A 23,824-nucleotide genomic window follows, 5' to 3' on the forward strand; every position below is an offset into this window, starting at 1 on the left:
ATTGACAGATTATGATCTTTGGATCATGATCTGCACATGGACCATATCATTCGCTCACCCAAAGATATCGGACATGTGCTGCGGCAGGCCCGCAAGGCAGGGGGGCTGTCGCAGGCTGACCTTGCCGCAAAAGCGGGCCTGTGGCAGCGCACGGTTTCCACGCTGGAAACCGGCGCGGCGGATGCAAGGCTGGAAACGCTGTTTGATCTGCTCGCCGCGCTGGATCTGGAATTGCAGGTCGTGCCGCGCAGCCGCACCGATCCCGACAGTTTTGCCGATCTGTTCTGATGGGACGTCGCCGGGCCTATCCGCCATTGGATGTCTATATGAACGCACGTCTTGTCGGGCAGTTTGCGCGGCAAAGCGGGGGCGCGCATCTGTTCACCTATGCGCAAAGCTGGCTGGACTGGCCGGGCCGGCTGCCGATCTCGCGGGCGTTGCCATTGCAGGGCGCACGCCATCAAGGCGCGGCGGTGATTGCGGTTTTTGACAACCTGCTGCCCGATCACCCGCAGATCCGCGACCGTCTGGCGGCGCGGGTCGGGGCGGGCGGTGCGGATGCGTTCAGCCTGCTGGCCGAGATTGGGCGCGATTGCGTCGGCGCGCTGCAATTTCTGCCAGCGGGCGAGGTGCCTGACGCGCAGGGGCTGCAGGCCGATCCGCTGAGCGCGGCGCAGATTGGCGCGCTGCTATCGAACCTGAGCGCCGCGCCGCTGGGGCTGGACCGCACGCGGGACTTCCGCATTTCGGTCGCTGGGGCGCAGGAAAAGACGGCGCTGCTGCGGCAGGGCGATCAGTGGTTCGCGCCGCGCGGGGCGACCCCTACGACCCATATCCTGAAACCCGCGATCGGGCTGCTGCCCAGTGGGGTCGATCTGCGCAACGCCCCCCAGAACGAGCATTTCTGTCTGCGCCTGCTGGCCGGTTTCGGTCTGCGCGTGGCTGACACGCAGGTTGCGGATTTCAATGGCCTCAGCACGCTGGTTGTCACCCGGTTTGACCGGCTGTGGACGGCGGATGGGCGGTTGATCCGCCTGCCGCAAGAGGATTGCTGTCAGGCCCTCGGCGTGCCGTCCAGCCTGAAATATCAAAGCGATGGCGGCCCGGGCATCCGCGAGATCAGCGCGCTGTTGCAGGCCAGCGATCAGCCGGTGCAGGACCGGTTGGATTTTTTCAAGGCGAATATCCTGTTCTGGCTGATGGGCGCGACCGATGGCCATGCCAAGAATTTCAGCCTGTCCATGGCCCCCGGCGGGCGGTTCCGGCTGGCACCGCTGTATGATGTGATCAGCCTGCAACCGGCGCTGGCGGCGGGGCAGATGCAGCCCGGGGATATGCGCCTCGCGATGCGGATGGGGGCAAGCCGCTATTATCGCATAGGGGATATCACCGGCCGCCATATTCTGGAAAGCGGGCTGGATGCCGGATTGTCGCGGGTGCAGGTCCTGGCGATTTGCGCTGAGATTGCCGAAAGCGCCGCCGCGGCCTTTGAGGCGGCATCAGACACAGTGCAGGACCAGGAGATGATCGCGGCGATCCGCGCGGGGTTTGACCAGCGCTTGCCCAGACTGATGACAATGACCTGAAAAAACGAGGCGACCCGCACGGGACAATGCGGGTCGCGGGGGCCGGGACAACCCCTGTTCTCGGCTTATCTGGCAGTTCATATCCATCTAAGCGACATGGAAAGAACGCAAGAGGCGGGCGGTGGTTCCCACCTTTTTTGCAATTATTCCGAAACAGCGTTGGCGAGGACTTTTTTCGACGTGATCTTGCGCAATGTCGACAGCAGCATGTCGGGCGAGGCGGGTTTGGCAAGGATCGGGGCGTCGGGATAACCGGTCGGCAGATGTTCGCGGCCATAGCCAGAGACAAAGCAAAACGGCACGCCGCGATCATGCAAGATCCGCGCCACCTGATCGACCGGATCGCCCGCCAGATTACCATCGAGCAGCGCGACATCAACATCGGCCAGTTGGGCCGACCGCACCGCCTCGTCGAGGCTGCGCGCCACCGCCACAATGGTTGCGCCGCCTTCTTCGAGGCCGAGGCTGATATCCATGGCGACCAGCGGCTCGTCCTCGACCACCAGCACGCGCAGGCCCGCAATGGCGGCATCGCGGGTCGGGGCGGGCTGCTGATGCGGGACGGCAATAGCGCGGGGGCTGTGCATCCGCTCAAAGCCGCGCGCGACCTTGATTGTCCAGACCACGCCTTCGGGCCGCCAATCGACGCTGGCGCGGCTGTCGCCAAATCCGGTGGCAATCAAGGACGAGCCAAAGCCCTTGCCCTGCGGTTGGGAAACAGGCGGGCCGCCGCTTTCGCGCCATTCCAGCACCAGATCCTCGCCCTCGATCTGCCATTTCAGGGTGACATGGCCATCGGGGGTCGAAAGCGCGCCATATTTTGTGGCATTCGTGCCGAGTTCGTGCAGCACCAGCGCAAGGCGCAGCGTGTTTTCCGGCGAGAGGGCGATTTTCGGCCCCTCGCGGTGCAGGCTGTCATTGTCCAGCGTGCCGGCCTTGATCTGATCGTCGATCACCTCGTCCATCGAGGCGCTGGACCATGTCACATTGGACAAGATCGAATGGGCGCGCGCAAGCGCCTGCAAACGGCCCGAAAACCGCCCGCCGAATTCCTTTAGATCGCCAGAGGTGCGCAGCGTCTGCCGCATGATTGCCTGCACATTCGCCAAGGTGTTTTTGATGCGGTGGTTCAATTCACCCACCAGCAGCGAGCGGACTTCTTCGGCGCGGTGGCGTTCGGTCACATCCAGAATTTGCAGCGACAGCGAGGTGCGCCCCAGCGCGGGATCGGTCAGAACCGAGCCGTAAATTTCGCAGTTCAGCGGCCCGCCGGGGCTGGTTGCAAGGATTTCCGCCGTGTGGCGCGCATGATGATCCAGCGATGCGACCCAGTTATGCAGCATATCCAGCGCGCTTTGGTCGAAACAGCCAGCGCAATTGAGCGTGCGGCCAATCACATCATCCTGTTTGATGCCAAACAGACGCTCGGCCCCTTCGGACCAGCCACGCACCGACAGGTCTGCGTCGCATTCCACCAGCGCGAGGGGCGAGTTATTCGCATGGGCGCGCAGGCTGGCAATGGCAAGGTCGCGGTCGCGGGCGATGCCGCGCAGCTCGTCGCGCTGCGCCTCGAGCTCTTTGGCCTGACGGGCGATGCGATAAAAGACTTCGGCCTTGGATTTCAGCATCACCGGGTCGATTGGCTTGAAGATGTAATCGACGCCGCCCGCCTCATAGCCGCGGAAACGGCGGGTTTCGTTGCGCTCGGCGGCGGTGACAAAGATGATGGGGATTTCGCGCGTGCGTTCGGTGCCGCGCATCAGTTCCGCCAATTCATAGCCGTTGATATCGGGCATATGCACGTCAACAAAAGCCAGTGAATAATCACGCAGCAGCATCATTTCCAGCGCTTCGGGGGCGGAGCCAGCCATGTCGACCTCTAGCCCGTCTCGGCGCAAGAGGGCCTCGAGCGCGACCATATTGTCGCGGATATCATCAACCAAAAGGAACCGGATATTACGGTTAGGCATCGGATGTCTCCGGAACAGTGGATTGCGGGTAGGCGGCACGGCGCCAGATACGTTCGTTCTCGTTGAACGGTTGAAAGGCGTCGCTATGGCTGGAAAAACGCAAGGTCTCATGCGCGCCAAGGCCAAGGAACCCGCCGCGCACCAAGGATTGCGCGAAAAGGCCGATGACGCGATCTTGCAAGGTATTGTCAAAGTAAATCAATACATTGCGGCAGGAAATCAGATGGGCCTCGGAAAAGACCTCGTCGGTGGCCAGATCATGTTCGGAAAACAAGGTGCGCTGGCGTAGACGGCGGTTGAATGCGGCGCTGCCATAGGCGGCCGTGTAATAATCCGACAACGAGCCGCGCCCGCCCGCGTTTTGGTAATTGGCGGTAAAGCCGGGGACGCGGCCGATATCATAGATGCCCGCGCTGGCCCGTCCCAGCGCGCGACGGTTGATCTCGGTCGCGTAGAACATGGTGCGATCGAGCAGGCCCTCTTCCTCGAAGAGGATCGCCAGCGAGTAAAGCTCCTCGCCATTGGCGCAGCCCGCGACCCAGACCTTAAGCGAGGGGAAGGTGCGCAGATGGGGAATGACCTGCTCGCGCAGCGCGCGGTAATAGGCCGGGTCGCGAAACAGATCGCTGACCTGCACCGTCATCGCGTCGATCACCTCGTGCAGCACGTCGGGATCGCGCAGCAACCTGCCTTGCAGCTCGGACAGGGTGACGCAATCCAGCCGCTCGCGCGCCACATTCGCGCGCCGGGTCAGCGAGGCGCGCGAATAGGACCGAAAATCATAATGATAGCGGCGGTTCAAAGCCTCGAGGAACAGATCCAGTTCGATATCGGCGGCGTCGGCCTCGGCATCGGCGCGCGCCTTCATCGCGGCATCCAGACGCGGGTCAGCGACAGTAGCTTGTCGACATCCAGCGGCTTGGACAGGTAATCATTCGCGCCTGCCGCCAGACATTGGGCCTGATCATCCGCCATCGCCTTTGCGGTCAGCATGATGATGGGCAGGTTTTTCCACTGCGGGATGCGGCGAATCTCGCGCGTGGCGGTCAGCCCGTCCATTTCGGGCATCATCACATCCATCAGCACCAGATCAATTTTCGGGCTGGCACTATCGGCGCTGCGGCCAAGCGCCTCGAGGGCCTCGCGGCCGTTGCGGGCGATCTGGACATGGACGCCGTGCGGCTCGAACACCCCGGTCAGCGCATAGATGTTACGGACGTCATCCTCGACCACCAGAATGCGGCGACCTTCCAGCTGCGCATCGCGGTTCAGCGACGCGGCCAGCATTTCGCGCTGGCGCTGCGGCAGATCCGAGACGACCTGATGCAGGAACAGAGTGACCTCGTCGATCAGCCGCTCGGGCGATTTCGCGCCTTTGATGATGATCGAGCGCGAGTAGCGGCGCAGGTGCTGTTCCTCGGCCTCGGTCAGGGCGCGGGCCGTATAGACGATGACTGGCGGGAAGGCGGCATTTTCGTCCGCACTGAGCTTTTCCAAAAGGTCAAAGCCAGAGCCATCGGGCAGCGTCATATCCAGAACGATACAGTCGAACACCGTCTCGCGGCAGGCGGCGATGGCCTCGGCGGTTGTGGCGGCGCCGCGGGTAATCACGTCATCCGAGCCTAGCAGTGCTTTCAACCCGCTGAGCTGGGTCGGGTCATCCTCGACGATCAGCAATTGGCGGGGGCGGCGGTCCAGCTGTTTGCTGATGCCTTCCAGCACTTTGGCCAAAGCCTCGCGCGCGACGGGTTTGTGCAGATAGCTGACGGCACCTTGGGCCAAGGCCTCGCGCAGGCGATCCTGGGCCGAGACGATATGCACCGGAATATGGCGGGTTTTCGGGTCGCGTTTCAGCCGGTCCAGCACGGTCAGCCCCGAATGGTCAGGCAGGCCGACATCCAGCACGATCCCGTTCAGGCGGTGCCGCTGCGCGGCACGCACAGCGTCATCCGCCGTGCCGACAACGATGGCATGAAAGCCCAATTCACGCGCGAGGTCGCGCATGATTTGTGCAAAGGCCGCGTCGTCCTCGACAATCAGCAACGTGTGTTCTTCGGGGTGATCAAGGCTGGCACCGCGGTCATCGCTGACGCCGGAAATCCCACCCAGCGGGCCGTCGATCACGGGCATGGCCTGATCGGAACGGGCGGGTCGGGGGTTGATGTCAGCCTCGGGCACCGGGGCGGTTAAGTGCAGCGGCAGCGTCAGGATAAAGGTGCTGCCCTTACCGGGCGTGCTTTCCAGCATCACATCGCCGCCCAGAATCCCCGCCAAATCACGCGAGATCGACAGCCCCAGTCCCGTGCCGCCAAAGCGGCGCGAGATCGAGCCATCGGCCTGACGGAAGGCCTCGAACACCGCGTCATGCTGTTCGGCGGCGATGCCAATCCCGGTGTCTTTCACGCTAAAGGTCACAGTCTCGGCACCGCTGCGGGCGACCGACAGGGTCACACTGCCTTTTTGCGTGAATTTCAGCGCATTAGACAGGAAGTTGCGCAGGATCTGTTCCAGCTTGCCGACGTCGGTGGTGATTTCGGGCACGTCATCGGCAACCTCGGACACCAATTTCAGTCCCGATTCCGAGGCTTGGACCGCAAAGGCCCGCATCATGCGTGCGGCGACGTCCTTTGGCTGGGTGACTTCGGGGTCGACGTCGACCTTGCCCGCCTCGATCCGCGACAGATCCAGAATATCATTGATCAGCCCCAACAGATCACGGCCCGAGCTTTCAATCGTTTCGGCCCATTGGATTTGTTCCGGCGACAGGTTGTGCGGCCGGTTTTCCGACAGCAGCCGCGCCATGATCAGCAGCGCATTCAGCGGGGTGCGCAGCTCGTGCGACATATTGGCGACGAATTCGGACTTATACCGGCTTTCGCGCGCCAGATCGCCCGCCTGATCCGCCAGTTGCTGGCGCGAGGCTGCCAGCGCGTCGCGCTGCTCCTCAAGCTGCGAGGTTTGCTGCTCGAGCTGGGCGTTTTGTTCCTCCAGCTCGGATTGCTGCTCGCGCATACGGGCTTCGTTCTCGATCAGGGCGCGGGACTGTTCCTCCAGCTCCTCGTTGCTGGCGGCGAGTTCCTCGGTGTGGCTGTGCAGGGTTTCGGCCTGACGGCGGGTTTCCTCGAGCAGCGCCTCCATTTCTTCGCGATAGCTGGCCGAGCGCAGCTCGATCCCGATCTTGCGCGCGGCCTGTTCCAGAAATTCGGTGCTCAGATTGCGGCGCATCACATCGAGGCCGAATTCCAAAATGCCGTTGACGCGCCCACCTTCGTGCAGCGGAATAATCAAGGATTGCGCCGACTTACCGGCAAAAAGCCCGGTGCCCCAGCCCAAAGCATGTTCCCCCGCGACCTTGAGGTGGATGACCTGATCGTCATGGACGGCGCGCCACAGATGACCCTGGCCATGTACGGGCGGGCGATCAGCGGCAAGGCCGAAGCCGGCCAGAAATTCCAGGCGATTGCCGCGCAATTCATAGGCGACGCCGGCTTTGGCCCCCAGCGCCAAGGCCAGCAGATTAACGCTGCGCTGGCCGATTTCCTGCCGGGTCAGATCGCCCAGCAGGCGGCGGGCCAGATGCATTTGCGTGCGCTGTTCCCAGTCATGGGCGTTCACCATACGCCGTGCCCGTACCGTCAGCGCGCCAACGCCCGCAAGCACCAGCATCACACCCACCGCAAGCGAGCGGTTCAGCACCGTGACATAGGGAATAGAGGTGCTGTCCGTCAGCACGATCCCCATCCACATCAGCGGCGCGACGATCCCGACGACCACGATCGGCAGCCAAATGTAACGGGTGCTGAAACTGAGCACCAAGGCCAAGAAATAGGCAAGCCAGACGTTATAGATGACGGGCGAGATCACATCCCCGACGAATGTCACCGCGACGATCACGGCGACCCCCACCAGCGCGAGTGTATCCTGCAGCCCTTGCCGTTTTTCGGTCATTCGTTCCACTTCCTCAGGCTCGCTATGCGGCCAATCCATGCGCGCAGCCCAGAAATGTTCCGGCATACGGAAATTGGGCCTATCGGCACCTAATACGCGGGGTTTGATTTGGTTCCCATTAAAATGCAAATTTACAGCGATAATTTAGGATTACATAATCAGGATTATACGAATTTCCAAAATGGAACTAAATCTTGGCTGATTGTCGGTGTTGGCCCTCGGTTTCTGAACCGACGGCCAAAAAGAAGCCATTTTGTCCGTTTCGGCGACCACTGGTTGGCCAAATGTTTGCCATTGGACCGTTAAACTGATTGATATCAATATATTTCAACGCCTTACGGTCAAGACCGATCTTCTCGCTTTCCCCTTCCAACCAGCGGTCCAGGCCACTGCGATACTCGATCGGCCCGATTGACGTCTCGGGAACATTTCAGCAACACCTCAGGCACTGACCAGCGACCGCCTCGAAGCACAGGCTGGCCAGCTACAATGTCGCCACTGCTGCGTCGGAGAATCTTTTGTCTCTGAACAGCAGGTTATGCTGAAAGGTCCGCTGAAGATGCTGTCCTGTTCCTTGAATTCACTCGCTCCGGCTGCCGAGCCGCTGCTGTCATCCCTTCACGGCCACTCAAAGGTCACAACAGTCCCCGCGCCGATCACCGAAACGCATTTCGGGCGCATTCTTGCATTGCTTTGCGCAGATCCGCCCTGCCCCAACGATCTCGCAGACGCGATCGTCCTTGAGGCTTGGCAGCCCTGCCTTTCCATGCAAGGGTTTCCTGCGCTTTGGGGAGTCCTGATGGATGATCCCCGCCTCGGGTGCCGCCCCGTGTTGACATCGCGACTGCTGGCGATTGACCGATCCGGCAGCTGGGCCCGCAGCTTGCAGGGCTTGATCCGTCTGGGTCTTTCCTTCGCCCAGCAACGGTCACGGGCACCCTCACATTTGAACGGCATCGCGCGCCAGATAGGCATGATTGAGACCGCAGGCTATATGCCCATCGACCCGAGGGTGCTGGAAAGTCTGCTTTCGGAATTTGCTCGGACTGTTCGCCTGATGCATGCCTGCCGGCCACCCCCTTCTCTCTTGAGGGCCTCGCAGTGATTTCCCCCGCCGGCAGTTTCCGCATTTTCCTCGCCTCCGAACCGGTCGATTTCCGCAAGGGGATGGACGGGCTGGTGGCGCATGTCGCCAACCATTTCGAGCTCGATCCCTTCGATGCCGCCATCTACGTGTTTCGCTCCCGCCGCGCAGACCGGCTGAAACTGCTGGCCTGGGATGGCACCGGCTTGGTGCTGACCATGAAGCGCCTGAACGGCGGGCGGTTCACTTGGCCGAAGCCGCAGACCGGGCCAGGGGTGCTGAGCAAGGTGCAGTTCGATGCCCTGTTCGAGGGGATCGACTGGCGGGCCGTGACGGCGGCCTCGGTGCGCAAACCCTCGTTTCTCTGACCAACCCGCAGACCGGAAGGCCCTTCCGGTTTCCATCCACACAGCCCGGGCATGTTGTGCCACGGCTCCGATCCATCATGCCTGCTTTCAAGGGATATACCCATGCTTTCCGGACATTCGCGTAACCAGATTTCCGTTCCGCCCCCCATCATCATGCTGGCCAAGGACGGCCTCGTTCCCACCGGGCACAGGGCGCCCGACCCCGATCTGACCACAGGGGCGCGCGGTCAATGACCATCCTGATCACCGCCGACCTGCACCTCGACCTCTGGGTTCGCGCGGGGCGCGATCCGTTCACTGGCGTCCTGCCGGTGCTGCGCGACCTCGACGCGCTGATCATCGCGGGCGACCTCGCCAATAATCCGAAACGGAACTGGCCTCGGGCGCTGTCCCGTATCACGCGGCTGGTCTCGCCCGCCCGGATCTGGGTGATCCCGGGCAACCATGACTATTATGGGGCCATGCTCGACGACAATGTTCTGGCCCGGATCGCAGTGGAAACCGGGGCGAACCTTGCCCAGAAGCAGGTTCTGACCTTCGGCAACTATCGGCTGCTGTGCTGCACGCTCTGGACAGACTTTGCGCTGACCGGCGATCCGGAGGCGGCCATGGCGCGCGCCGGGATGGTCATGCCGGATTACGGCCGGATCCGTCGGCTCGATGGGGATCTCATCACGCCCGAGGACACCGTCGCGATTCACCGCGATCACCTCGAGTGGCTGACGCGGGAAATGGCCAAACCCTGGCCTGGCCAAACCGTCATCGTCACCCATCATGCCCCGGGCACGGCGGTCTCCGGTCCGATCTCCGGCATCAGCCCGGCCTTCGCCTCGGATCTGGACGGCTGGATCGAGGCGCACCGGCCCGACTACTGGTTCTTCGGCCACACGCATCGTCCGCTCTCGGCCCGCATCCGCGGCGCGCCGGTCATCAACGTCTCGGTCGGCTACCCCGACGAGGTGCCCGAAGGCGGTGAGGCCGAACTTCTGCTGCGCGGCCTGATCTTCCCCGGCGCCTGATCACCTTCACCCCCAACGCGTCTTTCCCGGCCGGGTCTCCCTCGGCCGACGGACCCCTCATGCCCGGAGTATTCCCATGTCCACCATCCCCTTTATAGAAGCCCGCTTCTTCAACCCGGCCGAGGGCCGCATTGAACTCGAAACCCGCTTGATGCGGCATCTGCGCAAGCTGCGCTGCAAGAGGATCCCTCCGGACCTTCCGGCCCCGCCCGACGAAGCCGATGCGCCAGGCGAGATCTCTGACGCGGATCTGATGGGGATCATCAGGTTCAGCGATGACGACGAGGCGCGCATCAAGCGCCGGGTGAGGCGGATCCTGGAGCTGCGCAAAGCCGCTTCCGGCCTCGAACACCTGAAATCGGATGATCGGGCGCGGCTTGAGGTGTTGAAAGACGGCGCCCGGCTGATCTCCATCCCCAGCGAGCATCACGCCGACGAATTCGCTGCAATGCTTCATGCCGAGATGCCCTGGATGGCGCCGGCCACCGAAATCGTCTGGCACGCGATGCGCCGCTCGGTGCGTGAAGGTCTGCCGGGCCTCAAGATCCCGCCGCTGTTGCTCGACGGCCCACCCGGCATTGGCAAAAGCGAATTGGCGCGGCGCCTCGGCGAGCTTCTGGCCACGCCGACCACGGTGATCGAGGCCACCGGCGAGAATGCCAGTTTCGGGGTGGTCGGTTCTCAGCGCGGCTGGGGCGGGTCCCATCCGGGCCGCCTGATCGAAACGGTGCTGCAAAGCCGCATCGCCAACCCGGTCATGGTCGTGGATGAGGTGGAAAAGGCCGGGCGTGCCGTCTCGACCAAGGGTCAGGCCTTCGGTTTGGCCGAAGGTCTGCTGCCCCTGCTGGAACCGCTGACCGCGAAGCGCTGGAGCTGCCCCTATTACCAGGTGAAGTTCGACATGAGCTGGGTGATCTGGGTGCTGACTTCGAACGATTTCCAGCTGCTGCCCGAGCCCTTGCTCAGCCGCTGCCCGCCGATCCGGCTGCGTCATCTCACCCTTCCGGAACTGCAGGCCTTCGTGCGCCGCGAGGGCGCGAAGCGCGCCTTGTCCGAGACGAGCGTCGAGACGATCTGCGAGATCCTGTCCCATCCAACCCTGCAGCGGGATCGGCTCAGCCTGCGGGTCGCGGCCCGCATGCTCGAGCGCGCCGCCGATCTGGAACAAGGGCCGACGCTCCACTGAGCCGGCCCATCCACCTTTCCATACTTCCCCTGAATCCAACGCGCCTGCGGCATCGCCGCAGCCGCCCTCTTCATGCCATCAAACCGGAGAAACCATCATGAAACTTTCACCCATCGACCGCGAATGGTTCGACAAGGTTCTACGCGCTATTGCCGCAGCCGAGGCCGGACCGTCCGAGGCGGACCTCGCGCATGCGCCGCTGCTGTCGGACTGGAAGGCGGCGATTTCGCCCGGCGGGCATGTGATGCTTTGGGGCGAGGTGTCCGATCACCCCCTCCTCGGCAATGCAAGCATCCACACCTCGCAGCTCATTGCGATCGATCCCGAGGCCGGTTGGGCCCGGACCGCGTCGCGCTGGTATCGGCTCGGCCGGTCCATCGACGCGCTCGCAGCGGAACTGGCTGATTCCATGAACGGAAAGGCGAAACTCGCGGGCTCCGTCCAGTTCACCCTGCCGGGATTCGCCAACATCGACGACCCGGAGCTGCTTCAGAAGCTTCTGGCCACATATATCGCGCGGGTGCGCGGGATCGATGCGGCGGACCGTGCCGCCTCCGGTGAGGAGGATTGACATGCACTGGTTCACCGCCGATCCGCACTACAGCCATGACCGGATCATCGGTTTCTGCGACCGTCCGTTCCCGGACGTGGCCGCGATGAGCGCGCACCTGCTGGCCGAATGCCGGGAGCGGGTTGGGCCCGACGATGATCTCTGGATTCTAGGAGATTTCATCGCGGGAAGATCCACCGATGCGCAACGGCGCGAGGTGCGCACCATTTATCATGCCCTGCCGGGCCGCAAGCACCTGATCCGGGGCAATCACGATCAGGACTGGGTCTGCGATCTGCCCTGGGACAGCGTGGCGGAAACGGCCGATATCGTCGTGGACAAGCGGCGGCTGTTTCTCTGCCACTATCCCATGATCACTTGGCCCGGCGCACGGCACCAGGGGTTGCAGCTCTTCGGCCATGTCCACCAGAACTGGCGAGGGTCGCGCAACAGCGTCAACGTCGGCGTGGACGTCTGGGATTTCCGGCCGGTCAAGCTGCAGGAAATCGAACGGCGGGCCGCGCGCCTACCGGTCAATGCGCATTGGGATCAGGTCGAGCCGGGCCGCGCCTGGCCCAAGGCGCTGTGTGCGGGCTGTGGCCGGATCCTCGATCCGGCCCTGGTCTCCGGCCATGCCGTGGTGCGCCAGGGGCGGATCGTGATGACCGCGACGAACGAGACGATCGTCCTCATGGGAGAGGCCATGCGCAAATGGTTGCCGGAGGGCCGGCGTGTCTGCCCGGAATGCATTGGCGGCTACCTCTCCGTCAGCGAGGTTACGCTTCCAGCCGGATTCAGCTTCGATGAGACGCGGAACCGCGCCGTTCCCAAGGGGAAATAGGATGCCACCGGAAAATTCCACGGACAAAACCAGCGTCGAGGAGCGCCTCCTCGCCAGCATCAAGCTGATGGATGCGTCGCAGGGCTGCGCGCTGCTGCGCATCGAAACAGATGATCCGGAGGGTGCCGTCTGCGGCCTGGCCAGCAGTGATGGCATCATCGCCGTGGTTCAGAATGGCAAGACCATGTTGCCGCAGTTCCAGTTCGACATGGCGAACGGCCGGATTTTCGATGTGGTCGGCGCTATCCTGAATCTCAGACCAGCCTGCGTCAGCAACCTGAGGCTGTGTTACTGGCTGAACCGCGGCCACGTCGATTTCGGTTGTGCGCCGACGCAGCGGTTTGGCCATGAGGACGCGGCAATCGTCGCCGCATTCCGGCGATATATCGAGCCGGTTCGGCATGGCTAACAGGCCGCAGCTTCCTCGTAAAAGCTCACGCACCCTCGTTGGTCGAAAGCCGGTCGGCAACCGTGAGAAACCTCCGTCTTTACGCCTCAGTTCCAGGCATTTTCCGTGCCGGTGTAGTTCAGATCTCCCTCTAGGGTCGGCAATAGCTCTCGCTGCAACCGTCCTCTTCTGGCTCTGAAGTTAATGAGTCTGGAGCCTAAAAGAGGAGCATGACCCCAGTGTGGGCTCAGATAGGCTTGATTAAATCACGCAATTAAAGAGACAAATAACAAATCTCGTCCCGCTCCCAGGCCAAGCTCAACCGAGGTGTAGTCCCGCTTTTCCAGCAGCTTGATCAACTGCTAGCAGCGCAGATCGCCGCGCTTGACCTACCCGATCCCGGCCTTTTTGGATGTGCCAAGCGCCCAGTTGGCCCGTGGCTGGCAAGGTAAGCCTTACCAGCTCCTGCATAAGCGACAGACCACCACCGCCCTTGTCCCAATGCCGGATGCCATTACCCTGCACGGAATGCTACTTTGGCGCATCCGCCCTTTTCACGGCATCCACAGCGGCCTGCGCGGCATCTTTCAAAACCTGCGGCTTCGTCGCATCCAATTCAGCCTCATATCGCTCCATCTGGATTCTCATGAGCGATCCGGGAAGATCGAATGACGCGAGGAAAACAAACGTGGCGAGGCCAAGAAATACCATTTCAAGCCACCGTCGCAATTCGGCCTGCGCATCAGGCACAAGAAACGTGCCCAAGGCCACGCCAAGCGTAATCAGATAGAGGAAGAAGAGCAGTTTCTGGCGGAACAGCTTTCGCTGGACCGTGTGCTTCATCAATTGCAGTTCCTGCCAGCTCTTCGCCTGTTTCAGGGTTGGTTCGGCAATCAAGGTAATCACCGCAATAAGAAACCCCGCAAGGATTGAAAAGATCGTGACAACCGTGTTCACCGCATTGGTGTTATTGGCGACCATCGGTTGAAAATAGTAGCCGACAACACCGGACACGATTGTGGCTCCGGCAAGTTTACCCAGTCGCCACCAGTCGCGATTGCCAGACTTGGCTACCATCCCCGCCCTACGCCTCCAGTTGGCCGTTTTCCGCAAGTTCGCCCATGAATTCTCTTAAGGCATCCCACGCTTGGATGACGCTGACTGAATTTGCATGGGCTTCCAGCTTCACAGGCTTTCTGACAGTAATTTCGTGCGGTGTGATCTTGGTATTGTTACGCAGATGGATGATATAGCCTTCAGCTTCCTCGTCCTCTACGAACTCGCTTGCAAAGTGATCGAGGCCGTGAGGCGCAGAGGTGGCATCGCGCTTGTCCACATTGATCGATACGGTAACTGAACCCTGCTCCGCTTCGCGCAACTGCCGTAACTCGGCATCTTTTTCGGTCAAGCCGAGGAAGGCTTCTCCGATCTTTTTCACGGCATTCTTCCATGTCCCGCCGGCAGCCGGGCTGTCGATGATCTCGTCGGCGGTCGCCTCTGCAATGCTGACCTTGAGGTCAATGCTTTTGACACCAACCGCCTCGATAACCGCGAGGTTCTTCGGATTTTCAACCCGAACCAGTTCGAATTGCTGGGCATCAACCGGCAGCCCTGCTTTCTTGAAGAGGGCGGACAGATAGCTGCGCAGCGCCCCACCATTCCGACCACAATTCAGGCAAATGACGTGATTGCCTCGTATCAAAGCGAGGAAATCCGAGTTCACGAAATTCTCGCCAGCGTTGGGTTGGCGCTCACCAAGGTCAACTTCTGCGGCCGGGACCATAGGGATAGTGCCGACACCCTGACCGTCGTTGAACCGTGCGCCATGCACATAAAATCCATCTGCGCCGCCATCGCGCCCACGCATCCCTGCAATCGTCGAGTGGTTGCTGCCGTTAACCGCGCGATCCACATGAGTTGCAAACTGACCCCATGCTTGCCGCGTCAGTTGTTCAAGGTTTTGTCCAGCTACGTTGAAGCGGGCGCGGCGATACTCAAGGGTCTTGTGAATCTGTGGCAAGTTGAAGCCTCGTGACTGTCTCTCTTGATCGATAGTGTTTCAATCGTTTAGAGCGAGGCAATAGACAATAGGCTTTCATCCCGCAATTATATCACCATAGCTAGCATCTCGCCGCGTTGCCGGCGAACAACTTGCTCTCGCCGACGTTGCGGGCCCAGGGCCTTAGCTGGCCGCTGAAGAAGTCTCTGGGCAAGAACGATCCCCCGCTTAGACGACGTGCGCCCTTCAACTTCGGCGGGTTGGCCGCGGGAGGCATGAGTGGCTGAGGCGGTTTCGCATCGTCATGCGGCCAGCAGCCTCGGCAGACCGGCGAGGTTGTTGGCGGCCATCGTCAGGACTAAGCGGGAGCGGACCCGCTCGACGCCGCGATAGACGGTGTGTGCCATTCTGCCGACGGTCTTGGCCCAAGCGAAGGCCTCCTTGATCCGTTTGCGATTCCTGATCGACAAGGCATTGCCCTCGTGCCTGGTCGTTCGGCCGTCAATCGCCGAATATCTCGACGTCTTCACGACATATGGGGTAACGCATGCTTGGCGCAGGTCGGCGACGAACTCGGTCGCGTTGAAGCCCTTGTCGGCGCCCAGTGTCAGCTGTCGGGTCGATCCGGAAGAGTGGTGGTGGGTCATGTCCAATGCCGCGCGCCGTTCGACATGGCTGTCGACCTACCGTCGGGTCACCCTGCACGATCAGGCCCGAGCGGCTCTCCATCAGCGCATGGTCCATGAAGCACAGCATCGTCCCGGTGCCCGGAGATTTTTTTGTAGAGCCGTGCGTCAGAATCGGTCATGGACAAATGGGTGGCATTGGATCGTTTCTCGCGCCGGAAATCGACTTCGGCGGTGCGGTTCTGGCAGCGGTCGTGGGCATGGGGTCGGTCTCGGGTTCAGTTGGTGCGGGTTGATCTTCGGGGGTGGCCTCGGATCCGGGCGGGCTTCCCGGGTCGTCGTCGGGCGGTGTGCCCTCTGGCCTTGACCGGAAGCTCTTTATCGCGCCTCAGCCTTTCACCAGCGGCGCCCCCAGCTGCGCCAAGGCAGAGTTGCATCGTCAACGTCGACTTGCCTTTTACATTCTGTCCGAGACCTGCTCTTTGTGAAGTGACCCAGAAAATATACTTTCGTTCCTTCTTCCATTGACGAAATAACGAAAGCGTCTTATATTTCCTGAAAGGATAGGAAAAATGCCCCAAGAGCCCGAAAAGCTGGCCAACCTGAACCTGAAGATCACGGAGGATGAACGCTGGGATTTCAAGGAGTTCTGCGTTCGTAACCGGATGAGCCAGGTTGACGGTTTCCGCTTGGCTTTCAGCCTTATGAAACAGCATTTTGAGAGCAAAAGCGAAGAACCTTGAGGCACGGGCGTGCTGATTTTCGAAGGACGAAGGCATTGAGCGAGACGCAGGTAAAGAACACATCCCTTGCGGATTTCATCTGGAAGAACGCGGATGATCTCTGGGGCAACTTCAAGCATGTCGAATTCGGCAAGATCATCCTGCCCTTCACCCTGCTGCGTCGTCTAGAATGCGTCCTCGAGCCGACACGGGAACAGGTCCGGGAAACCGTGAAGTCCCTGAAGGACAGCGGGATCGACCTGGACGTCATCTTGCGTCAGCAGACCGGCTTCCCGTTTTACAACACCTCGAATTACTCCCTGGCCAGCCTGGGCGCGACCCGGACACGTCAGAACCTCGAGGACTATATCGCGCAGTTCTCGGAAAATGCCCGGGTCATCTTCGAGCAATTCGATTTCGCCAACACCATTGCCCGCATGGACCGGGCCGGGGTGCTCTACAAGATCTGCCTGAACTTCTCGGCGATCGATCTGCATCCGGATGCGGTGCCCGAACGGGTCATGTCCAACGTCTATGAACACCTGATCCGCCGCTTCGGCGCCGAGGTGAACGAGGCGGCCGAGGACTTCATGACGCCCCGCGACGTGGTCCATCTGGCGATCGAGCTTTTGCTGGATCCGGATGACCAGCTGTTCATCGAAAACCCGGGTCTCATCCGCACCCTGTATGACCCGACCTGCGGCACGGGCGGTTTTCTGTCTGACGGCATGGAACATGTTCGCAGCCTGCAGGACCGTTATTCCATCGCTCCGGTGATCGTTCCCTATGGTCAGGAGCTTGAACCGGAAACGCACGCGGTTTGCCTGGCAGGTATGCTGCTGAAAACGCTGGAATCCGATCCAGGCCGGGATCTGTCGAAGAACATCAAGCTTGGCTCGACGCTCTCGGCGGATAAGCACCGTGGTGAGAAATTCCATTACTGCGTCTCGAACCCGCCCTTCGGCAAGAAATGGGAGATGGATGCCGACGCGGTGACCCGGGAACATCTTGAACAGGGGTTCGAGGGGCGCTTTGGCCCGAAGCTGCCGCGCGTCTCGGATGGCTCCATGCTGTTCCTGCTGCACCTGCTGTCCAAGCTTGAGGATCCGATCAAGGGCGGCGGCCGTGCGGCGATCGTCCTGTCCGGCTCGCCGCTCTTCAACGGCAATGCCGGTCAGGGTGAGTCCGAGATCCGCCGTTATCTGCTGGAGCAGGACGTGGTCGAGGCCATCATCGCCCTTCCGACCGAGATCTTCTTCCGCACCGGCATTGGCACCTACATCTGGATCCTGTCCAACAAGAAGCCGAAGCACCGCAAGGGCATGGTGCAGCTGATCAACGCGACCGGGCTTTATGAGCCCATGCGCAAGAGCGAGGGCAACAAGCGTCGCCGCGTGGGCGAGGACCAGACCGCCGAGATCGTGCGGATGTATTCCGAGTTCGTCCAAACCAAGGAAAGCCTGATCCTTCAAGCGACCGATTTCGGTTATCGCCGTATTCGGGTTTTGCGCCCGCTGCGCAAGAAGATGATCATTTCCGAGGAGGGCATCGCGGCCCTGGCCGATGAAAAGGCTTGGGAAAAGCGCAGCGCAGGCCAACAGGCCGGTTGGCTTGGTCTTTTCCGCGAAAATCTGGGCCGCACGGAAAGTTGGCACTGGATCGAGAGCTTTGCCAAGAATGCGGCCAAGTGCGATGATGATTTGGGCAAGGTCGATGTCGGGCTGATCAAGGCGTTTCAGAAGGCCTTTGCGGTCCATGACCCGGATATGGATCCGGTGACCGACAAAAAGGGCAACGTCATCCCGGATGATGACCTGACCGATTACGAGAACGTGCCGCTGACCACGGATATCCACGATTATCTGGCCTCCGAGGTGCTGCCCCATGCCGAGGATGCCTATATCGACGAAACCTACCGGGATGAAACCGATGGGGACATCGGCATTGTTGGGTATGAGATCAACTTCAACCGGCATTTCTACGAATACCAGCCGCCGCGGAAGCTGGAAGACATCGACGCCGAGCTGAAGGCGGTGGAGGCCGAGATTGCCGGGATGTTGGCGGAGGTGACAGCATGAACGACATGACTGTGATATCCAACGACAGATTGCCGGCAGGTTGGAAACGCGTCCCGCTCAAGCACAATCTCCGCCGGCTCTCAGATAAGTTTCCCAAAGGCGGCAAAGTTATGGCCCTTGAGAACATCGAAAGTTGGACGGGCCGTGCAATCGAGACTGCGTCTACCTTCGAAGGTGAAGGAGTTGCCTTCAAAAAAGGTGACATCTTGTTTGGTAAACTTCGCCCCTACTTGGCTAAGGTTCACCTTACTGAAACAGATGGGGAAGCGGTTGGAGATCTTTGGGCACTTCGCCACCAAAAACACGTTGACCCATGCTTTGCGGCGTATCAATTGCTGGAACCGGGTTTCATCGATCGTGTGAATGGCTCTACGACAGGTGCAAAGATGCCACGGGCGGAATGGGGTTTTGTCGGATCAATCAAGGTGCCAACTCCACCCCTCGAAGAGCAAACCGCCATCGCGATCTTCCTCGACCGCGAGACCGCGCGCATTGATGGGCTGATCAAAAAGAAGGGCCGGTTCATCGAGCTTCTGAAAGAAAAGCGCGCCGCCTTGATCACCCATGCGGTGACAAAGGGGATCGATGCCGGTGTGCCGATGAAGGATTCGGGGCAGGACTGGTTGGGACAGATCCCTGAACACTGGGATACGGTTCCGCCGACAGCTTTGTTCACCGAAAGCAAAGAGCGTGCCCATGAAGGTGATCAAATGCTTTCGGCCACGCAAAAATACGGTGTGATCCCGCTGGAAGAGTTCGAAGCATTGGAACAGCGCCAAGTCACTATGGCCGTTACAAATCTCGACAAGCGTAAGCACACTGAAATTGGTGACTTCGTGATTTCAATGCGTAGCATGGATGGCGGACTTGAGCGGGCCCGTGCTGTGGGTAGCGTGCGTTCATCCTATTCCGTCCTGAGGTGTGGTCCTGAAGTCGAAGGGCGATTCTTTGGATACTTGTTGAAATCGAGCCTATATATTCAGGCGTTGCGCCTGACCACTAGCTTCATCCGAGATGGTCAGGACATGAACTTCAGCCATTTCCGAAAGGTCAAGTTGCCACGTGTTCCCGTGGATGAGCAAATTCGGATTGCCGATCACATTGACCGTGAAACCGCCCGCATCGACGGCCTCGTTGCCAAAACGGATCGCAGCATCGAGCTTCTGAAAGAGAAACGCTCGACCCTGATCACCGCCGCCGTGACCGGCAAGATTGACGTAAGGAATGCGGCATGAGCACCGCTGAGTCTTTCGGACGCACCATTCAGCTTTTCCTGGTGGATGGCAAACCCACGGGCCTGCGCAAGGCGACCATTCACGGCTGGACCGGCTTGTTGTTTGTCAGCGGGGCGTCCGCCTTTGGCGATCTTACCAAGCGTATCGAGGTTGACCGGACCGGCGTTTATATCCTGGCCGGGCCGGACACGGATAATCTAGGCGTGACCCGCGTCTATATCGGCTCGGGGAACGCCGTCTCCGAACGGATCGAGCAAAGCGCCAAGAAGCGTGATTTCTGGGAGACCGCGATCGCGGTGACCACCAGTGACGATGACCTTTCCAAAGGGCACGCCGAGTATCTGGAATGCAGGCTGATCGCTCTGGCCGCACAGGCTGGTCGTGTGGTTCTGGACAACGGCACCCAACCCGCCTCAGGCCGTCGCCGTCTGCCCGAGGCCGATGTCGCGAATATGGAACAATTCCTTGCCAACCTGCGGATCATCCTGCCGGTGATCGGCGTGGATATGCTGAAGCCCCAACCGAAAGCGGTGACCCAGATGGCGACGCCGCCCGAGGCGCGAACCGAAGCGGAGGTCCATTTCGAGATCCGCCATAAAAGCGGCGTCCGGGCGACCGCCGTCGAGGAAGAGGGCGAATTCGTGGTCCTTGAGGGTTCCGAGGCGCTGACCGGAACTGGATATGTCCAGCAGAGCTATGGCGGGCTCAAGGAGAAGCTGATTGCCGACGGGGTTCTGGTCCCGAGCGGTGAGGGCCGTATGCGGTTTTCGTGCCCCTGGTCGTTCAACAGCCCCTCTGCCGCTGCCGCGGTGGTCCTCGACCGCAACAGCAATGGGCGTCTGGAATGGAAGGTTCGCGGATCGTCACAGAATTATCACGACTGGCAGCAGGCGCAGGCCGCCGTGCAGGGAGAGAGCGCATGAGCGATCTGCACCACGAAAAACATCTCGAGTCCTACATCGTCCAGAAACTGGCCGCCCAAGGCTGGCTGGTGGGCGACAGCGCCGGATACGATCCGGATTACGCCCTTTATCCCGACGACCTCGAGGCCTGGCTGAAGACCACCCAAGGCCCGAAATGGGACAAGCTTGCCGCCATGAATGGCGATAAGACGCGCGAGGTGGTGATGAAGCGCCTTGAGGCCGCGCTGGAAAAGGACGGCCTGATGCATGTCCTGCGGCGTGGCTTCTCGATCGCGGGCTGCGGTCATCTGGACCTGTCCGAGGCCGCGCCGGAGGACCAGCGCAACGCCGATGTGTTGCATCGCTATGCCTCGAACCGCCTGCGGGTGGTGCCGCAGCTCAAATACCATCCTGGCCGGGAACTGGCGATCGACTTGGGGTTCTTCCTCAACGGTCTGCCTCTGGCCACGGTCGAACTGAAGACGGATTTCACCCAATCGATCGAACACGCCAAGAACCAATATCGCAATGACCGCCTGCCGGTCGATCCGGTCTCGAAACGCAAGCACCCGCTCTTGACGTTCAAGCGCGGCGCCGTGGTGCATTTCGCCATGTCGGACAGCGAGATCTGGATGACAACCAAATTGGCCGGCGAGAATACGTTCTTCCTGCCCTTCAACCAGGGCTTCGATGGCCACGGCGGCAACCCGCCCCGCCCGGATGGGGAATACCCGGTTGCCTATTTCTGGGAGCGGATCTGCCGGCCCGACAACTTCCTGCGGATCTTCCACAGCTTCGTCTATGTGGAGAAGAAGAACGTCGTTGACCTGAAAGGCAACTGGTCCGTCAAGGAAACCTTGATTTTCCCGCGTTACCACCAGTTCGATGCGGTGAACTCGATGATCGCGGACGCCAGGGCGAAGGGGCCCGGGCAGGCATATCTGTGCGAACACAGCGCAGGTTCCGGCAAAACCTCGACAATTGCCTGGACCGCCCACGATCTGATCAAGCTGCGCAAGGAGGACGGCATGCCGATCTTCGACGCCGCCATCATCGTGACGGATCGCAATGTTCTCGATGGACAGTTGCAGGATGCGGTGCAGCAGATCGATCATCAAAATGGGCTAATTGCCGCCATCGACCGCGAAAAATCCTCGAAGTCGAAGAGCGACCAGCTGACGGAGGCGTTGACCAGGGGCACCCCGATCATCGTCGTGACGATTCAGACCTTCCCCTTCGCCATGGAAGCAATCCTGACGAAAAAGTCGTTGCGGGATAAGAACTTCGCGGTGATCATCGACGAGGCCCATACCTCACAGACCGGCAATACCGCCTCGAAGCTGCAGGCAACACTGGCCCTGTCCTCGAAGAAGGATATGGCCGACATGACGGTCGAAGATATCCTGATGGAAATCCAAAGCTCGCGGAAGCGGCCGTCGAACGTCTCGCATTTTGCCTTCACCGCGACGCCCAAGCATTCGACCATGATGCTCTTTGCTCGCCCGGCCGATCCGACCAGGCCTGCGTCGGACGACAACCTGCCGATGGCGTTCCACAAATACGAGATGCGTCAGGCCATCGATGAGGGCTTCATCCTCGATGTCCTGGAGGGCTATGTGCCCTACAAGACCGCATTCAATCTCGGCAAGGAGATGGTCGATGAGAAGCGCGTGGACGGCAAGGCCGCGAAACGCGCCCTGGCCGCCTGGATGGCGCTCCACCCGACGAACGTGACCCAGAAAGTCCAGTTCATCATGGAGCATTTCTCGAAGAACGTGGCACACCGCTTGGATGGGAAAGCCAAAGCCATGGTTGTGACCAGCTCCCGCGCGGCCGCGGTGCGCTACAAGAAGGCCTTTGACGCCTTCATCGAGGTCAACCCGGCCTATCAGGAAATCCGGGCCCTGGTGGCATTTTCCGGCAAGCTGACCGGAAAGGAGGTCATGCATCCTAACGACGACCTTCTGAGCAATGACATCTTCACCGTCGATGAGGATGTGGAGTTCACCGAGAACAATATGAACCCCGGCATCGGCGGCCAGGATCTGCGGATCGCCTTTGACCGCCCGGAATACCGCGTGATGCTGGTGGCGAACAAATTCCAGACCGGTTTCGATCAGCCTAAGCTGGTGGCGATGTATATCGACAAAAAGATCGCCAACGCGGTCGAGATCGTGCAGACCCTGTCGCGTCTCAATCGCACCTTCCCGGGCAAGGATCAGGTCTTCATCATCGACTTCGTGAATGATCCGAGCAGCATCCAGGCCGCCTTTGCGCAATATGACAGTGGGGCGAAGATCGAGCAGGTCCAGGATCTGAATGTCATCTATGACATCAAGGACAGGCTGGACGCTGAGGGAGTCTATGACAACGGGCATGTTCTGAACTTTATGACCGCCCGATACCAGACCGCCGCGGCCTTCAACACCGGTGGCCAAACCGAGCATAGGGCCATGTTTGCGGCCACCCAGGAACCTACGGACACCTTCAATGAGAGGCTGAGGGGGCTGCGTGATGTTGCGCAGGCCGCCGAAAATGCCTTCGAAAGGGCCAGTCTGGATGGTGATGACGCCGGTATGAAGAAGGCGGATCATGACCGCGCCCGAGTCGCCGAGGCTATCGGGCAAATGATGGAGTTCAAGAAGGGTCTGGGGCGCTTTGCCAGAACCTACTCTTACATCGCCCAGCTCATTGATCTTGGCGATCCGGAGTTGGAGAATTTTGCATCCTTCGCCAAGCTCCTGGAAAACCGGCTCAACGGCATTCCGCCGGAGAACGTGGATCTCCGCGGAATCACCCTGACCGGCTATGATATCAAGACCCGTCCTCCGGAAGGCACCGACGGGGAAGATGGGGGAAGCGGGGATAAAAAGGGCCTCATCCTCAAGCCGGAGGGCTCCGGCGGTGCCGCAAGGCCTGGTTCGGTTCCCGTCTATATTCAGGAAATCATTTCGAAGCTGAACAGCATCTTCGGCGAAGCTACCCCCCTCAATGATCAGTTCAGCCTTGTGAATCAGATTGTTGCGATCGTAAGGGAGAACGCGGTGGTCATGGCGCAGGTCGAACGCAATGATAAAACCAGCGCCATGAAAGGGAATCTTCCCGGAGCGGTCGAGGCTGCAATTGCGCGGGCCATGTCATCCCACGCGACCCTCGCCACCTTGCTCCTCAAATCCGACCGCCAGGCGATCAAGCTGCTGATCCCCATGATATATGACCTTTTGAAGCAGGGCGGACAGATCGAACTTGGCCAATGATCTACTCCAGGGCGGTCTACTCCCTCGAATAGTTTATTGATCAGGATGGTATAGGCTTCGGCACC

General features: G+C 60.6%; 19 protein-coding genes and 1 pseudogene. 14 read left to right on the forward strand and 6 right to left on the reverse strand.

Going from position 1 to position 23,824, the window contains the following annotated elements; genetic code table 11:
• The first annotated feature begins 36 nt into the window (after window positions 1–36).
• Together KVU_RS15340 and KVU_RS15345 are read left to right on the forward strand one after the other, a co-directional pair.
• Window positions 37–288, forward strand: coding sequence for a helix-turn-helix domain-containing protein (locus KVU_RS15340; RefSeq protein WP_044008278.1), 252 nt, complete (start codon window positions 37–39; stop codon window positions 286–288).
• A complete protein-coding gene (locus KVU_RS15345; protein ID WP_014538165.1) occupies window positions 288–1,586 on the forward strand; it encodes a type II toxin-antitoxin system HipA family toxin in 1,299 nt (432 codons plus the stop codon). The genes KVU_RS15340 and KVU_RS15345 overlap by 1 nt, the downstream gene beginning before the upstream one ends.
• A gap of 143 nt (window positions 1,587–1,729) precedes the next feature.
• Here the strand turns inward: KVU_RS15345 and KVU_RS15350 are convergent, their stop codons facing one another.
• The 3 genes from KVU_RS15350 to KVU_RS15360 are packed head-to-tail and all read right to left on the reverse strand — an operon-like array spanning window position 1,730 to window position 7,504.
• Window positions 1,730–3,556 carry a response regulator gene (locus KVU_RS15350; protein ID WP_014538166.1) on the reverse strand — a complete coding sequence of 609 codons (1,827 nt, stop codon included), beginning with the start codon at window positions 3,554–3,556 and terminating at the stop codon, window positions 1,730–1,732.
• Entirely contained in the window at window positions 3,549–4,424 is an 876-nt protein-coding gene (locus KVU_RS15355; protein ID WP_014538167.1) for a CheR family methyltransferase, read from the reverse strand. Before KVU_RS15355 ends, KVU_RS15350 begins: the two co-directional genes overlap by 8 nt.
• Window positions 4,421–7,504 (reverse strand): response regulator, encoded by a 3,084-nt coding sequence (locus KVU_RS15360; RefSeq protein ID WP_060486327.1) that lies wholly within the window; start codon window positions 7,502–7,504, stop codon window positions 4,421–4,423. Before KVU_RS15360 ends, KVU_RS15355 begins: the two co-directional genes overlap by 4 nt.
• 538 nt (window positions 7,505–8,042) lie before the next feature.
• On the opposite strand from KVU_RS15360, the gene KVU_RS15365 reads away from it, so the two are divergent.
• The 7 genes from KVU_RS15365 to KVU_RS15395 all read left to right on the forward strand — a co-directional run bounded on the left by KVU_RS15365 (window position 8,043) and on the right by KVU_RS15395 (window position 12,961).
• Complete coding sequence (locus KVU_RS15365) at window positions 8,043–8,609, forward strand: DUF6634 family protein (RefSeq protein WP_162467631.1); 567 nt, start codon at window positions 8,043–8,045, stop codon at window positions 8,607–8,609.
• Window positions 8,606–8,956, forward strand: a complete 351-nt coding sequence (tnpB, locus tag KVU_RS15370) for an IS66 family insertion sequence element accessory protein TnpB (RefSeq protein WP_013385717.1) — start codon at window positions 8,606–8,608, stop codon at window positions 8,954–8,956. Before KVU_RS15365 ends, tnpB begins: the two co-directional genes overlap by 4 nt.
• A 230-nt stretch (window positions 8,957–9,186) precedes the next feature.
• A complete protein-coding gene (locus tag KVU_RS15375; protein ID WP_014538170.1) occupies window positions 9,187–9,975 on the forward strand; it encodes a metallophosphoesterase family protein in 789 nt (262 codons plus the stop codon).
• 76 nt (window positions 9,976–10,051) lie between these two features.
• Complete coding sequence (locus KVU_RS15380; RefSeq protein ID WP_013385720.1) at window positions 10,052–11,161, forward strand: AAA family ATPase; 1,110 nt, start codon at window positions 10,052–10,054, stop codon at window positions 11,159–11,161.
• Between the two features lie 97 nt (window positions 11,162–11,258).
• Window positions 11,259–11,732 carry a DUF6634 family protein gene (locus KVU_RS15385; protein WP_013385721.1) on the forward strand — a complete coding sequence of 158 codons (474 nt, stop codon included), beginning with the start codon at window positions 11,259–11,261 and terminating at the stop codon, window positions 11,730–11,732.
• A 1-nt stretch (window position 11,733) separates the two neighbouring features.
• Entirely contained in the window at window positions 11,734–12,552 is an 819-nt protein-coding gene (locus tag KVU_RS15390) for a metallophosphoesterase (RefSeq protein WP_013385722.1), read from the forward strand.
• 1 nt (window position 12,553) lies between these two features.
• Window positions 12,554–12,961, forward strand: coding sequence for a hypothetical protein (locus tag KVU_RS15395; protein ID WP_013385723.1), 408 nt, complete (start codon window positions 12,554–12,556; stop codon window positions 12,959–12,961).
• 510 nt (window positions 12,962–13,471) lie between these two features.
• Here KVU_RS15395 and KVU_RS15400 read toward each other — a convergent pair.
• From KVU_RS15400 to KVU_RS16320, 3 genes and pseudogenes are all read right to left on the reverse strand, one after another.
• Complete coding sequence (locus KVU_RS15400; RefSeq protein WP_254660357.1) at window positions 13,472–14,017, reverse strand: hypothetical protein; 546 nt, start codon at window positions 14,015–14,017, stop codon at window positions 13,472–13,474.
• Window positions 14,018–14,024: 7 nt separating this feature from the next.
• Window positions 14,025–14,960: a hypothetical protein gene (locus KVU_RS15405; protein WP_060486321.1), complete on the reverse strand. Its 936-nt coding sequence runs from the start codon at window positions 14,958–14,960 to the stop codon at window positions 14,025–14,027.
• A 281-nt stretch (window positions 14,961–15,241) separates the two neighbouring features.
• A pseudogene (locus KVU_RS16320) lies at window positions 15,242–15,950 on the reverse strand (transposase); the annotation flags it as partial.
• 187 nt (window positions 15,951–16,137) lie between these two features.
• Between KVU_RS16320 and KVU_RS16155 the strand changes: the two are divergent.
• The 5 genes from KVU_RS16155 to KVU_RS15430 are packed head-to-tail and all read left to right on the forward strand — an operon-like array spanning window position 16,138 to window position 23,759.
• Entirely contained in the window at window positions 16,138–16,308 is a 171-nt protein-coding gene (locus KVU_RS16155) for a hypothetical protein (protein ID WP_013385728.1), read from the forward strand.
• A 35-nt stretch (window positions 16,309–16,343) separates the two neighbouring features.
• The gene (locus KVU_RS15415) at window positions 16,344–18,365 is read left to right on the forward strand and encodes a type I restriction-modification system subunit M (protein ID WP_013385729.1); all 2,022 of its coding nucleotides are present in this window, start codon (window positions 16,344–16,346) and stop codon (window positions 18,363–18,365) included.
• Window positions 18,362–19,600, forward strand: a complete 1,239-nt coding sequence (locus KVU_RS16325) for a restriction endonuclease subunit S (RefSeq protein ID WP_236953180.1) — start codon at window positions 18,362–18,364, stop codon at window positions 19,598–19,600. The genes KVU_RS15415 and KVU_RS16325 overlap by 4 nt, the downstream gene beginning before the upstream one ends.
• Window positions 19,597–20,523, forward strand: a complete 927-nt coding sequence (locus KVU_RS15425) for a GIY-YIG nuclease family protein (RefSeq protein WP_013385731.1) — start codon at window positions 19,597–19,599, stop codon at window positions 20,521–20,523. Before KVU_RS16325 ends, KVU_RS15425 begins: the two co-directional genes overlap by 4 nt.
• Window positions 20,520–23,759, forward strand: coding sequence for a type I restriction endonuclease subunit R (locus KVU_RS15430; protein WP_013385732.1), 3,240 nt, complete (start codon window positions 20,520–20,522; stop codon window positions 23,757–23,759). The genes KVU_RS15425 and KVU_RS15430 overlap by 4 nt, the downstream gene beginning before the upstream one ends.
• The last annotated feature ends 65 nt before the right edge of the window (window positions 23,760–23,824 follow it).

It is taken from the genome of Ketogulonicigenium vulgare WSH-001 (assembly GCF_000223375.1).
GTDB lineage: Bacteria > Pseudomonadota > Alphaproteobacteria > Rhodobacterales > Rhodobacteraceae > Ketogulonicigenium > Ketogulonicigenium vulgare.